This window comes from Parcubacteria group bacterium, from assembly GCA_016204045.1.
Classification (GTDB): domain Bacteria; phylum Patescibacteriota; class Minisyncoccia; order Phycocordibacterales; family UBA2135; genus JACQLQ01.
Window position 1 is genome coordinate 277,984 of record JACQLQ010000001.1, and the last position, 12,722, is coordinate 290,705.

Consider the following 12,722-nt stretch of genomic DNA (forward strand, 5'->3'; position numbering starts at 1 on the left):
TAAAACCCCCGGACAGGTCCGGGGGGTACTATGCGTACTATCGTGGCGATACTTCAGGCGGTGGCTCTCGCCGCCGCCGCCCTTGTGGCGCGGTTAGCGTAGATCTTCTCTAACATCTTCCCAATCGGGATGACGTAGTCGACGAGCGTTCCATCGGCGTCGCGGAAGTTCCCATTGACTTTGATGTATCCCTCGTCGATAAGCATTCTCATCGCCAAAGCGAGTGACTGGGGGATGCCGTTCACGCGCGTCGCCTCGAAGATGCGTAGGCTGCGACGGCCCACATGTGCGTATTCAGTCGGCTGTTTGTCCTGCTCCCGAATCTGCGTGACGCGGTTGAGGGCCGCTGCATACGCGAGGTAGCTGGAGAGGCTGCCGTCATAGGCGAATGCGTGCTTGATGCGCGCCCGCCTCGATTGCCTAGAGTAGGCACCCAAGAGGGAGGCAACAAGGCGCGGCCAGGGGACGGCATGCCAGCGACATTGCTTCTTCTCGCTGACACCTTTGCCGTGAGAGTGCTCGAGCACGACTTCGTCTCTGCCCCGGCTCGACAGGAAGGCGATTACATGAGCCGCCGTTGCCGTTGGGTCATCGAGATCCGAGAACCGCTCCATCGCTGGCATGGCCCCGAGTGGGTACACGTCGTCGTAGCGGTAATGAAGGTCCGCGAGCAATATGAACGGTGCGTCGAGGAGTCGTTCGATTCGGTGGTTAGCCGAGACGAGGGTAGGGGCGACGAGACGACTGAATGCCTCTCGCTTGATGCCCGACAGAGCGTCGTCGGCAAGGTTGCCTCTGATGATGTTCAAGGATTTCCTCCGCGTTTTCCGCCTTTCGGCGGTCCAGGCCAATTATATCATATTTTACATAGCCTGTCAATCAATTACGCCACAGAGAAAAAGCTCGCGGGAGTGTCGCAGGTATCGGTCAGTGGTATACACTCCCGCCATGACGAAGCGCAAAGTGGCTCTCCTCGGGAGACGTAAAATAGCCTATACAGTGAGGCGAAATGCCCGGGCAAGGCAGATCGGTATTACGATCTACCCCAACGGGAGCGTCGTACTCACAGTCCCACAGAGTGACACACTACGAAGCGCTGAAGCCTTTCTCCGAGCAAAGGCCGATTGGGTATTAGGACTCATACGGCAATCGAAGACGGAGCGTGCGAAACGGCTTCCGCCTCCAAACAAACGATACTATCTCCTCAATCATGATCGGGCGCGCGACCTCATTACCTCTCGCCTTGAGCATTTCAATGAACATTATGGTTTTCGATATCGTGATGTACGTATTAAAAATCTTCTTTCGCAGTGGGGGAGCTGTTCGGATAAGAAGAACCTGAACTTCAACTACCGCATTATGTTTCTTTCGCCGCGCCTCCGAGATTATGTGATTGTGCACGAGCTGTGTCACTCCGCCCAAATGAATCACTCTGCATCTTTCTGGCGGCTTGTTGAAGAGATGTTTCCTAACTATAAAGCACTGGAAGAAAGACTTGGGCGCTACACGCTCGCGCGCTTCTAAGCGGAGGGTGGGGTTACCACAATATATTGACAAAAGTCTTTTATATTGTATTATTGTAACGGAGTCCCATGGAGGTAGTGTCGTGAAAAACCTCGCGGTCCAAGATTTTGTGGTGTATTGTCAGCCGTTGGTGTCGGAGGGTGGCGCGACAACGGTTCAGGGTTACGTATTGCACACCGACACGGCCAAGCTCAGCGCCTTTTGCGCGGGGTACCGTCAAAGGTGCAATCTCGTGCCGCAAGAAAATGCACTATACGTTATTGACCCGACCTTCTCACTTGAGGCCGATAACATGATGGTGCTTCGCGGTGGTGGCACCGTGCTCGTGTTGAACAATGATCTCCCGCCGCAACGACGGCTTCACTAATATATAGTTACGTATGTCACCCGTGTTCGCTCAGTTGGCGAATGCGGGTTTTTGATATACTAAAGATATGACTTCGCGCGCATTGTTTTCTCCCGCACCCGTACTCTTGCTCGGAGGGTTACTCCTTGCTTTTGGCGCATACTTAGATATTCCAGTGCTTCGAGTGCCTGGCGAGCTAGTTGCGAACACTATCTTCGGCGTAGGACTTTCACCTGACGAGCTTCGCGCCAGGTATTGGACAGGCCCTCTGCCTATATTGATTGTTCCCGGACACGACAACGCCTCGCGGGGGACACAGTTCAGGGGTTTGAAAGAAGGAGACCTTAACGTCACACTTGGCTATCTCCTCTACGACGTCTTAGCAAAAGACCCGCGTTTTGTGCCCATGATAAACCGCACCCCCGACGGGGAGTATGCACTGTGGTTTGCTTCATACATGAAAGAGAATCGTGTTGCGATTCAGGAGTTTCGGACACAATCAAAGGTGAAGACGCGCTATTTTGCGACTCAAGGTCTCTATGATCCGCGCCGTCTTGTGCACCACAACCCCGCCGCGGACAATGTCTCTGTTGCGCTCTATGCCGTAAACAAATGGGCAAATGACCAAGACGTTCCCGTTGTGCTCCACCTTCACTTCAACGACTATCCGCGCCGCAAAAAGACGGAAGTCGGTGAATACTCGGGGTTTGCGATTTATGTGCCCGAAGGCCAACTGCCCAATGCGGGCGTCTCGACCGCGCTTGCAGAAATGCTCGCAGAACGTCTGGGGCGTGTCGTCGGTCCCAGCAACTTGCCTGGCGAGAAAGGGCCAATTGTTCCCGACCAAGAGCTCATTGCCGTTGGCTCAAACGGCTCTCGAAATGGCGCGTCGGCAGTGATTGAGTACAGCTATATTTACGAACCACAGCTCCACGACCCCGAGGTTCGTCAGCTCTTCCTTCGTGAACTAGCGCACCAGACGTATCTGGGGCTCAAGGCATTTTTTGACCCCGGGGTGCTTGCATACGCCGGAGTGCCCCCGACAACGTTATTGCCGTATGAATGGACATCAAAAACAGTTGTCGATGGCATGCGCGGTAAAGAAGTTTTTGCGCTTCAATCGGCGCTCCGCATTAGTGGATATTACCCGCCCTCCGGGCTCTCGCTTGCAAGCTGTCCATTGTCGGGCAACTATGGCCCCTGCACCACCTTTGCGGTGAAGGCATTCCAGCAAGCATGGGGTCTCGCGCCATCCGGGTCAGCCGATGAAGCAACGCTCGAAGCAATAAAAGGCATTGGTGCAAAATGATCCCATTAGAAGTCGCGGGAATCAAAAGTGCGGTAATCCACGCAATGCCTAATTCTGAGTTGGGGAGCGTAAACGGTTTGTACGATTCCCTACTTCTAACGGGATGAAACGGAAAGAATTTGAAAAACTTGTTTTGGAAAGCTACGCGGCACTGCCGTCGCGTTTTCAAGAGCGAGTCAAAAATGTAGCTGTCTTGGTAGAAGATGAGCCGTCGACTGCCCTGCGGCAAGAAGAGGGCCTCGTGCCAGATGAAACGCTTCTTGGACACTACCGCGGGATTCCTGCGACGGAGCGTGGAGAAGACTATGGTGTTGGGGTGACACTGCCGGACACGATAACACTCTATCAAAAGCCGATTGAAGAAGCGGCGCACGAACTTTCGGAAGGGGTGGAAGGAGTGTTCGAGGAGAAAGTGAAAGAAGTGATCTCCGATACTGTGTGGCACGAATTTGCGCACTACTTTGGCATGGATGAAAATGATGTCGCATTGCGAGAGCGCGCGGAGGAGTAGAGGTGTGGTATCATATTTTGTATGAATGTCAGTGCATTTGAGGCGTACCACGCGCATTTAAAAAGAGCAGCAGAGATCCTCGGGCTCTCGGAGGAGACCGTTCTGCGTTTCCGTGAACCTGACAGGAACATTGTAAAAACACTCACGATTGAACGCGATAGCGGCGAGCATGTGTCGCTTAGTGCCTATCGTGTTCAGTTCTCAAACGCGCGCGGACCTTACAAAGGCGGTATCCGTTTCCACCCCGAAGCAGACTTGGATGAAGTTAAATCACTTGCGGCTGAAATGGCTGTTAAGACAGCGGTTGTTGGGATTCCTTTTGGTGGGGCTAAGGGTGGCGTAGCTTTTGACCCAAAAGGGTATAGCAAGCAAGAAATTGAAAGGGTTGCGCGTGCCTATGCGCGTGCGTTCGCGGATGATATTGGTCCTGATAAAGATATTCCAGCTCCGGACGTATACACCAATCCAGAGATCATGCAGTGGATGCTCGATGAATACGAGAAGGTGGTCGGACACGCGGCACCGGCCACATTTACCGGGAAACCAGTTCGCGCTGGTGGAAGCGAAGGGAGAGACACTGCGACAGCAGATGGTGCCATTTTTGTTTTAGAGGCATTCATGAAAAAGAGAGGACTCAAGGTGTCTTCACAAGGTCGCGTTGCTATACAAGGGTTTGGCAACGCGGGGTTCAATGCTGCGCGCGTCCTTTACAATATGGGGTATACCATTGTCGCTGTCTCTGATTCAAAGGGTGCGATACATAAACCGACCGGTCTCGACCCGGAAGAAGTTAATCGTGTCAAAGAAGAGGGGCGTTCGGTTACAGAGCTCTATTGCAAAGGCTCTGTCTGTGACGCAAAAAAACTCGCAGATGATGGCGCGAGTGTTTTAAGTGGTGAGGATATATTCGGGGTCTCGTGCGATATTTTTATCCCCGCTGCGCTAGGTGGTGTTCTCACAAAAGAAAATGCATCTAAGGTGAAAGCTGCTGTGGTATTGGAGATAGCAAATGGCCCAACAACCCCAGAGGCCGACCAGAGCCTGGAAGAACGCGGTATCGTCGTCATCCCTGACGTGCTTGCAAATGCAGGGGGTGTCGCAGTCTCATACTTTGAGTGGTTCCAGAACCAGAAAGGAGAAGCCTGGAGCAAGGAAGAGGTACGGAAGCGCCTTAAGGAGATGATGGAGAAAGCATTTGTTACTGTTTTTACTCGCGCAGAAAAAGATAAACTTACATTGCGTGACGCTGCTTACGCTGTCGCTTTTGAGAAAATTCTCGCGGCATCCCCCGAGAAAAGATAAGTTTGTATCGGGGTGTGGATAACTGCTGCTGTCATGGGTATCACGCTTTTGATATCCTTAAGTAGTAAAGCTGAATTAATGTAATTTATTCAGGTCGAAGTATTAATCAAAAAATCGTTCTTTTATTATGGACGTTCTCCACAAAATCTCGTTCTGGCTTCTCGTCATCGGTGGTTTGAACTGGCTCTTGTATGTCTTGGGCTGGGAAGTCGGAGGTGTCCTCTTGGGCGGCATGGATGCCATGCTTGCGCAGGTCGTCTACGTTGTCGTAGGACTTGCTGCGCTCTTTGAGGTCTTCTACTTCTTCAAGAAGTAGAAGCAACAATTCATATCAGTTTCTTCTTTAAACAAATCCCCTTCACGGGGGTTTTGTTTTTGCTACAATTGCTCGTTCCACAAGCATGGTATATGCTCGAGAAAGAAATAGACGAGAGGTCTCCCTATGACAGGCGATGTGTGGAAGGTTGTAATGCAGCAGCCTGGATACTCTGGTAAGCGCCGCGATGAGATCCGTCAAGGGTGGGATAAGGAATACGGTCCTCTTAATTGGCGCATTGCGTGGCAGGTGAACGACATAGTTACTGATTTTCTTGGCGTGTGTGCGCTCTATGAAGACGCATACTTCAAATTCTTGTGCAGACATCAGGATGTTCTTGCCACTCTCGTGAACCAAGCTTCCGAAGTCTATGATGATGCACCGTCCAATGTCCTGTCGGGTTTTAACTATCTAGCGCAAGAGACAAACCGGACGCATATCCAAGACATCGCCATTCGAAAGTGCCTAGTCCGCATGGCCCTACAGTTTCGGGGGAAGGAACTTATCCGGATTCGTGACAGCAGGGGAACGCATCCGCTCTCAAAAACACTCTCGCCTGGTCGCATACCGTTCCATGTGCGGCGTCTCATTGTAACCCCAGAGCTTTCTGGTTGGTGGGAGAAGGGAAGCGTTGAAAGTTTCTATCAATCGAATAAGGTATTGCAAGTGCGGAAGGGCTCATCACCCGCAGCGTAATTAAACAGGAGAAATCCTGTTTTTTATTTCGTCGAGCGAGTGGGCAAAATGAAAATGTTTCAATTTTCATTTTCTCCGAGCGAAGACGAAATGAGGGTAGACTACCGCGCGGCTTGCCGCGCATTGCTGCGAGCGAAGCAAGCTCCTCCAATACCTCGGGGCTTGCCCCGAGGACACCTTTATTTTCTCCGTAATGATACAATGCGTGAATGATAGATAAAGAGGTAAAACGCCGTGCCGCGGCACTCCTTCGTGCGCTTACGAAGTTGTTCCCCAATCCCAAGATTGTTCTCAAGTACCACTCCAACTGGGAGCTTTTGGTTGCGGTGGAGTTATCTGCACAATGCACAGACAAGAAAGTGAACGAAGTAACTGAAAGACTTTTTAAAAAATACAGGACTCTTGATGACTATGTGCGTGCCGACCCGCGAGAGTTCGAGATAGATATTCACTCCACGGGTTTCTTTAGGAACAAGACAAAGAACATTCTTGCGGCCGCAAAGATGGTAAAGGAGAAACACGGCGGTCGTGTGCCTGACACGATGGAAGAGCTTATCGAATTACCGGGTGTTGCGCGCAAGACCGCAAACATCATTCTCGGAAATGCCTTTGGCAAAGTAGAGGGGATTGCGGTTGATACGCACGTCATACGCCTTGGGCATCGCTTCGGGCTCTCGAAAGAAAAAAATCCGGAGAAGATTGAAAGAGACTTGATGGCGACCTTCCCCAAAAAGGAGTGGTTCAAGCTCACCTATCGCCTCATTGAATACGGGCGTAACTACTGTCCTGCGCGTGGATGTCCGGATGACCACCCCCTAGCACGTTTTGACGCCTAATTTTGAGTATTTTCTAATCATATTTTCTCTTGCATAGACTGGCTGGAGGTGTGTATACTTTCAGTTACTATGGAATCCCGTTAGAGGCCACGATCATTCGCAGGTTTCTGGCTGGAGATGGGAATAGCTTACCAATTTTAATTCTAAGGCGGGGAACGATTTTCATATGATCGTGATCGCCTCTAACGGGATGGAACCAATGGATTACAACACGGGAGAGAAGCGCACCTCTAAAGGAGCTCTTTTTATCTCATTTATCGTAGGTATCGTCGTGGGAGTAGGTGGTTATTGGAGTGTAGACGAGAAAGGTTTTCTCGGTGATTTCTTGGCTCAACGCGAAGAAGTGGGAGAGGGGGTCGAAACTAGCCAGGAGAATGGAGGAGGTGATACGGTTGGAGATATTTTAAAGAATGCACGTCAGGCAGAACAAACTGCAGGACTTGTACAACCTGCCGTAGTCTCCGAGAACAACGCACTTGTTGTCACAAACCAAAGCGCAGGCAACACTGTCCTCGTATCACTCGTTTCTCTCGAGCAGAGCGGTTGGGTAGCGGTACATGAGCAAACCCCCGAAGGGAACCTCGGTAACATCTTGGGCGCGCGTCGCTTTGACGCCGGAAAGCAGTTCGGACAATCAATCGCGCTACTTCGTGGCACGGAAGCAGGCAAGGTATACCAGGTGGTGCTTCACGCAGACGATGCGGATAACGTGTTTGATTTTAGATTGGAGCTTCCAGTAACTACTGCTGGGGGCGAAGGCATTGCGGCAGTCTTTACAGCGACAGCCGTTGAAGAAGTAGCATACTAAATAGCACCAATTAAAAACACCCGCATGAGGCGGGTGTTTTTAATTGGTGCTCGTGTGCGCCGGGCTTCTCATGAGTGCGGCGTTGAGTGCTCCGAAAAGCAGGATGCCCGCCAAGATAAAAAAGAGTAAACGTGCGTCAAAAAAGAGGAGGAGCACTGATGCCGAGAGCGGGCCCGCAATAGCTGAAATCGGACGCATATCACGGAAGATGCTTATGATACTTGTGTCGGAGGCTGTAACTCGTTTGAAAAAATAACTTTCCGAAGTAATCTCGACAAAACTCATTCCAACACGAGTGCCAAAGAGACACAGTGCCCACAAAAGAAGCGAGGGCTCTCTAAGCAACACGAGAGTAGCCGTGAAGAACGCGGCAATCAAAAATCCCAGGAACATGACCCGCCTCTCTGCATTTTTCGAATCTACATAACGACCTACGGGGATTTCGAAGAGCACGAAGGGGAGGAGCATTATAGTGAGAATGATACCGATTTCGCCCCACGAGAACCCAATGTAGTCGTGCAAATAGATGGGTGTGTAGATTACCATCCACGAATAAAAGAAGTTCATCAAAAAACTCGCAATACCGGCATGACGGATGTCGTCTTTTGGGTGTTTTGCTAGAAGCGTTTTTTTGAGTGCGGCAAACAGTGAAATATCTTGATAGACAGGGTCCTTAAAGTTGTGAAAATGGCGAGCGATAATCCACCACGTCGGGAGGGTGAAGAACGCGGCGGCGAGATACACTTTGGAGAAATCCCCGTTAGCGAGGAGATACCCCGCGACCAGAGGGCCAAGAAGAATGGCGAAGTTCAAAACAGTAAGCATGACACCCCGCAATGCCCCGGTAATACGCTCCTCGGAGTACTGTTCGATGAAGACATCGATGTTAAAGAGCGATATGGTAACAAACCCTTGGTAGACAATAAAGAGGGGAATGACAGCGCTTGACTCCGGCCATACGGCAATTGCCACGAGCGCGAAGAACTCAAGCCCCAGGAGCGCAAGGGTTGTTTGGTAGTTCCCGAGTGTCGGAAGTACTTTGGGTGTGTATACCAAAGCAAAAAGCGAGGCAACCGAAGCCGCAATATATACAAAACCGACAAAACTCTCCGGGAGGAAGTTTTTGAGGAATGACGAGGTAATATAGAGCGTAAGACCAAGCTGGAAAGAAAAAAAGAAAAGTGCGGCGTAGAGAAAGTACAGCTTGGAGAACTTTTTAGGGAAGAGCCTCTGCATCACCCTCATTATATTCCAAGTATGACAGGGATGACAATCGGGCGTTTGTTAGTTTTCTGGAAGAGATATTTCGATACCTCGTCAGTCAAGATGCCCTTAAGGTAGTCGAAGTTCACCGGGTGCATTGCGCCAACCTCCTTCTCAACCGTTTTCTTTACAAGCGTGCGAGCATTTGAGAGCAGTTCTTGAGACTCGCGAAGGTATACGAACCCACGTGAGATGATGTCTGGTGATTTGCGGAGCTTTCCTGTAGTAACGTCCAAAGTTACCACGAGGACAAACATGCCGTCTTGAGCAAGCATTTGTCGGTCTCGAAGCACAACCTCCTGTATGTCGCCGATTGAGAAGCCGTCCACAAGGACCATTCCGCGAGGGGCCATTTCTTTAAGACGGACTATTTTCTCGCCTCCGTTCTGTATTTCAATGATAGCGCCGTTGTCAGGGATTATGACGCGGTCTTCGGGCATCCCGACTCTCTGCGCGAGTTTTCCATGCACATGAAGCATGTAGTGGTAGCCGTGAATCGGAATAAAGAACCGTGGTTTTACATGTTTGTGGATCCATTCAAGTTCACCCTGGTTCGCATGCCCACTTGAGTGCACGTCGGAGACTTGATAATGGACAATGTTTGCGCCCTGCCGTGCAAGGTTGTCTTTAAGTTTTTGTACAGCGAGCTCATTTCCAGGGATGATAGAGGACGAGAGAACAATCGTATCTCGTTTTGAGAGGCGAATGTACTTGTGACCCTTGTTTGCAACACGCATGAGAACCGCGTGCTCGTCTCCCTGCGCACCGGTCACAAGAATAACAATTTTTTCTGGAGAATAATCATCCATGGCATCAATGGGGACGATTGTTCCTTTCTGCGGCTTCAAAATGCCCGCTTCCGTTGCTATCTCAACGTTTTGCTTCATGCTCCGTCCGTCGATAATGATTTTCTTGTTGTATTTCTCGGTAATCTCTATGATTTTTGCGATACGCTCTATCTGAGAGGCAAACGTGCCGATGATAAGACGGCCTCGCGCATTCTTGATGATGTCCTCCATCGTCTTAAAGACGGCTGATTCTGGGATAGACCACCCCGGCTTCTCAACGTTGGTTGAGTCTGCGAGCAATGCAAGGACCTTTTCTTTTGCAAATATGCCGAATTCCTCATCCTCTTTCTTGGATGGCGTACCGTCTTTATGTTCAAGCTTTAAGTCACCTGTGTGCACAATGACACCGTGGGGGGTTTCAATGATGACTCCAGCAGCGTCCGGTATTGTATGTGTTACCGCAAAGAAACGCACACGAAAGCCGCCCAAGATAAGGTTCTCGTCTCCTTTGATCTCATTCAAATTAAGTGGCGGTAGTTCCGGGAATTCACCTTGCCGTTTCTTCACCATAAGCAAGGTCAAGAGCCGGGTGTAGATAGGCGGATTTCCAATGCGCGGCATGATGTAGGGGATACCACCAATGTGGTCGAGGTGTCCGTGCGTGATAATCACTCCTCGGATCTTTTCTTTTCTCTCCTCGAGGTATCGTGTATTGGGGAGAATGTAGTCGATACCCGGTGTCTCTTCGGCTTGGAACTGGATGCCACAGTCAACAATGAGGATGTCATCCCCGTATTCAAAAGCCGTCATGTTGCGGCCAACCTCTTCAACCCCTCCCAACGGAATGATTCGAATAGAATCCTTGGCGAGGGGTGGGATTATCTCCTCTCCCGGCCTTCGTTCTTTTGTTGGGTGCCCACCCTTGGGGGCGTCTCTCCATACGGCATTGCCGCTTTGTCTCTGGCGGCTACGTCCTCCATGGGACTTATGGCCTCCGCCACTCTTGCCACCTCCGTGGTATGGTTTGCGTCGTCCTCCGCCTCGGCTCTGCCCAGGCGAGGCTGGTCCTCCTGTTTTTCTTTCAGCAGACTGATGCGGCCGCCAACGCGACCCTCGTTCTCCTCCCTCTTTCTTTGGTGCGCGGTCCACTTGTCGTCCGTGCGATGCTTGTTTTTTGTCGTCCATGATTGTAGCCACTCGTTCGTAGCTTTTAGAGAAATTTTAATCTCTTATCTATTTGTAATTACTTGAAAAATACCCACTCTCTATTAGTTTCTATGAACCACTGATGTATGTTAATGAATCGCTCTGACGGCAAGGCGATCGTGCCTCGCTCCACTCCTTGTATCCGCTCCGGCAATATGTAGATAAAGTCTGGGGAATAGATGAACACTGCGGGGGAGTCCGATGCAATTTCTTTTTGGAACTTTTCGTATGCTTCTGCGCGTTTCTCAATATCCGTTGTCGAACGAGCTCCTTCGAGCAGTTTGTCCACAGTGATGTTTGTATAGAGTGCAATGTTTAGTCCAGGATCGTTTCTTTGTGAGGAGTGCCAGAAGGGGAATGGGTCTGATTCTCTGCCGATGACTTCTCCAAAGAAAAGTGTGTCATAGGTGCGCGGTCGTATAACATTTTGGTTGAGCTCGTTCACGGGGAGTGTCTGGATGATGACATCCGCTCCGAGCCCCCTCCATTCGCTCTGAAGTGCTTTTGCGGTGAGGAGGAGCTCCTCCGCATTTGACGTTGCGAGTGAAAAAGCAAGCGCTTGCCCCTTTCGTTTACGAATGCCCGTCTCTTTATCGAGTACCCATCCGTTCTTTTCGAGAAGCGCTATGGCGGCTTCCACATCCCCTGAGCTTTCCTCGGTAGGAGCTATATAACCGAGAGCCCCCGGCGGGAGCGGCCCCTCAAGTGGCGTGCCATAGCCATGAAGCACATTATCTACCAGTTTCTTCTTGTCGAGCGCCATTTCGAGAGCCTGCCGCACCGCTTTTTGGGTGAAGATTTCATTTTTGTTGTGATTGAAAAAGACTCCGAAGACACGGGGGAGGAGGAAGTTTAATATGCGATAGCCCTCTTCTCTAAGTTTTGCCGCCTCAAATGTAGGTATTGCAGAGACTGCCTCAACACCTCCCTTGCGCAGTGCCACAAGCAAATGTTCCTCGTCTGGATAAAAGTTGATATGAATCTTTGCAATATACGGTATCCCAAGCGCAAAGTGCTTGAACGGTGCGAGTTCGTAATACTTAGGAATCCCAGCCGAGTCGCGCTTAATTTTCTCGACACGATATGGTCCCGAACCAATTGGGTTTATGTTGTACAACGAGAAGGCAAATTGCTCCGGTGTGATCTTTTCCCAAACGTGTTTTGGCAGTATCCCGAGTGTCGTGTTCTCAAGGAATGGAGCATAGGGCTGTTTCAGCGTAAAGACAACTGTCTTATTATCCGTTTTTGCAACATCAACACCTTCCCAGTTTGCAAGCTTGGGGCTTTTGAGCGTGCTGTCTTGAACTTTTTTGATAGTAAAAACGACATCATCCGCCGTCACTGGCTTGCCATCATGCCAGCGAAGGGCGTCTCGCAATACAAATGTATATGAGAGCCCATCAGGAGAAACAATATAGTTTTCTGCAAGGTCATTCACCAGTGTCCCGTCTGTGGTTGGGCGAAGGAGGCCCGAATAGACGAGTGCTGTGATATCGCGATCTGCGTCTGACGTGGCAAGTAGCGGATTCAAAAAGCGCGGTGTACCAACAACTCCTTCAGTGAAGGAGCCGCCACGCGCGGGGACTATTTCGATGAACATCGCATTCACGGTAAGCAGTGTACCGAGGACTCCCACGACAAATAGGAGGACAAGCCCGAAGAATACTCGGCGCTCATGGGTACCAAGCGAAAGAATAATCAGCCGCACATAACGTACGGAAGCCTTAACTTTTTCGCGGAACCCAGGTGTTTCCGGCGTGGAATCACTGCTCTTCTCTGATTCGTTTGTAGTATTTTCGAGAGGAGAAATCACAAAA

The 12,722-nt window shown here is 50.5% G+C and carries 13 protein-coding genes; 9 read left to right on the forward strand and 4 right to left on the reverse strand.

The window, feature by feature from the left end; translation table 11 throughout:
* Positions 1 to 53: 53 nt before the first annotated feature.
* Positions 54 to 527: a hypothetical protein gene (locus HY455_01645; GenBank protein ID MBI4118224.1), complete on the reverse strand. Its 474-nt coding sequence runs from the start codon at positions 525 to 527 to the stop codon at positions 54 to 56.
* On the opposite strand from HY455_01645, the gene HY455_01650 reads away from it, so the two are divergent.
* From HY455_01650 to HY455_01690, 9 genes are all read left to right on the forward strand, one after another.
* A complete protein-coding gene (locus HY455_01650) occupies positions 510 to 986 on the forward strand; it encodes a hypothetical protein (protein MBI4118225.1) in 477 nt (158 codons plus the stop codon). The two genes, HY455_01645 and HY455_01650, sit on opposite strands and share 18 nt — an antisense overlap.
* Positions 949 to 1,524, forward strand: a complete 576-nt coding sequence (locus tag HY455_01655; GenBank protein MBI4118226.1) for a M48 family metallopeptidase — start codon at positions 949 to 951, stop codon at positions 1,522 to 1,524. The genes HY455_01650 and HY455_01655 overlap by 38 nt, the downstream gene beginning before the upstream one ends.
* Before the next feature lie 434 nt (positions 1,525 to 1,958).
* Positions 1,959 to 3,179, forward strand: a complete 1,221-nt coding sequence (locus tag HY455_01660; protein ID MBI4118227.1) for a peptidoglycan-binding protein — start codon at positions 1,959 to 1,961, stop codon at positions 3,177 to 3,179.
* Between the two features lie 103 nt (positions 3,180 to 3,282).
* On the forward strand, positions 3,283 to 3,690 hold the full coding sequence (locus tag HY455_01665; protein ID MBI4118228.1) for a metallopeptidase family protein: 408 nt from the start codon (positions 3,283 to 3,285) through the stop codon (positions 3,688 to 3,690).
* A 21-nt stretch (positions 3,691 to 3,711) separates the two neighbouring features.
* Complete coding sequence (locus tag HY455_01670; GenBank protein MBI4118229.1) at positions 3,712 to 4,992, forward strand: Glu/Leu/Phe/Val dehydrogenase; 1,281 nt, start codon at positions 3,712 to 3,714, stop codon at positions 4,990 to 4,992.
* 127 nt (positions 4,993 to 5,119) lie between these two features.
* Positions 5,120 to 5,308 carry a DUF378 domain-containing protein gene (locus HY455_01675; protein ID MBI4118230.1) on the forward strand — a complete coding sequence of 63 codons (189 nt, stop codon included), beginning with the start codon at positions 5,120 to 5,122 and terminating at the stop codon, positions 5,306 to 5,308.
* 153 nt (positions 5,309 to 5,461) lie between these two features.
* Positions 5,462 to 6,004 (forward strand): hypothetical protein, encoded by a 543-nt coding sequence (locus tag HY455_01680; GenBank protein MBI4118231.1) that lies wholly within the window; start codon positions 5,462 to 5,464, stop codon positions 6,002 to 6,004.
* A gap of 209 nt (positions 6,005 to 6,213) precedes the next feature.
* The gene (gene nth / locus HY455_01685) at positions 6,214 to 6,840 is read left to right on the forward strand and encodes an endonuclease III (GenBank protein ID MBI4118232.1); all 627 of its coding nucleotides are present in this window, start codon (positions 6,214 to 6,216) and stop codon (positions 6,838 to 6,840) included.
* Between the two features lie 166 nt (positions 6,841 to 7,006).
* Positions 7,007 to 7,648 carry a hypothetical protein gene (locus HY455_01690; GenBank protein MBI4118233.1) on the forward strand — a complete coding sequence of 214 codons (642 nt, stop codon included), beginning with the start codon at positions 7,007 to 7,009 and terminating at the stop codon, positions 7,646 to 7,648.
* Between the two features lie 39 nt (positions 7,649 to 7,687).
* On the opposite strand, the gene HY455_01695 is transcribed toward HY455_01690, so the two are convergent.
* Genes HY455_01695 through HY455_01705 form a run of 3 tightly spaced genes read right to left on the reverse strand, consistent with a single transcriptional unit; the run spans position 7,688 to position 12,718 of the window.
* Positions 7,688 to 8,884, reverse strand: a complete 1,197-nt coding sequence (locus HY455_01695) for an MFS transporter (protein ID MBI4118234.1) — start codon at positions 8,882 to 8,884, stop codon at positions 7,688 to 7,690.
* An 8-nt stretch (positions 8,885 to 8,892) separates the two neighbouring features.
* On the reverse strand, positions 8,893 to 10,884 hold the full coding sequence (locus HY455_01700) for a ribonuclease J (protein ID MBI4118235.1): 1,992 nt from the start codon (positions 10,882 to 10,884) through the stop codon (positions 8,893 to 8,895).
* Between the two features lie 58 nt (positions 10,885 to 10,942).
* Complete coding sequence (locus tag HY455_01705) at positions 10,943 to 12,718, reverse strand: peptide ABC transporter substrate-binding protein (GenBank protein MBI4118236.1); 1,776 nt, start codon at positions 12,716 to 12,718, stop codon at positions 10,943 to 10,945.
* Between the last annotated feature and the right edge of the window lie 4 nt (positions 12,719 to 12,722).

Bases quoted from the DNA above. Each gene is read 5' to 3' on its own strand.
- HY455_01655 (MBI4118226.1), top strand. From the start codon at position 949: ATGACGAAGCGCAAAGTGGCTCTCCTCGGGAGACGTAAAATAGCCTAT.
- HY455_01660 (MBI4118227.1), top strand. From the start codon at position 1,959: ATGACTTCGCGCGCATTGTTTTCTCCCGCACCCGTACTCTTGCTCGGA.
- HY455_01665 (MBI4118228.1), top strand. From the start codon at position 3,283: ATGAAACGGAAAGAATTTGAAAAACTTGTTTTGGAAAGCTACGCGGCA.
- HY455_01670 (MBI4118229.1), top strand. From the start codon at position 3,712: ATGAATGTCAGTGCATTTGAGGCGTACCACGCGCATTTAAAAAGAGCA.
- HY455_01675 (MBI4118230.1), top strand. From the start codon at position 5,120: ATGGACGTTCTCCACAAAATCTCGTTCTGGCTTCTCGTCATCGGTGGT.
- HY455_01680 (MBI4118231.1), top strand. From the start codon at position 5,462: ATGCAGCAGCCTGGATACTCTGGTAAGCGCCGCGATGAGATCCGTCAA.
- nth (MBI4118232.1), top strand. From the start codon at position 6,214: ATGATAGATAAAGAGGTAAAACGCCGTGCCGCGGCACTCCTTCGTGCG.
- HY455_01690 (MBI4118233.1), top strand. From the start codon at position 7,007: ATGATCGTGATCGCCTCTAACGGGATGGAACCAATGGATTACAACACG.
- HY455_01695 (MBI4118234.1), bottom strand. From the start codon at position 8,884: ATGCAGAGGCTCTTCCCTAAAAAGTTCTCCAAGCTGTACTTTCTCTAC.
- HY455_01700 (MBI4118235.1), bottom strand. From the start codon at position 10,884: ATGGACGACAAAAAACAAGCATCGCACGGACGACAAGTGGACCGCGCA.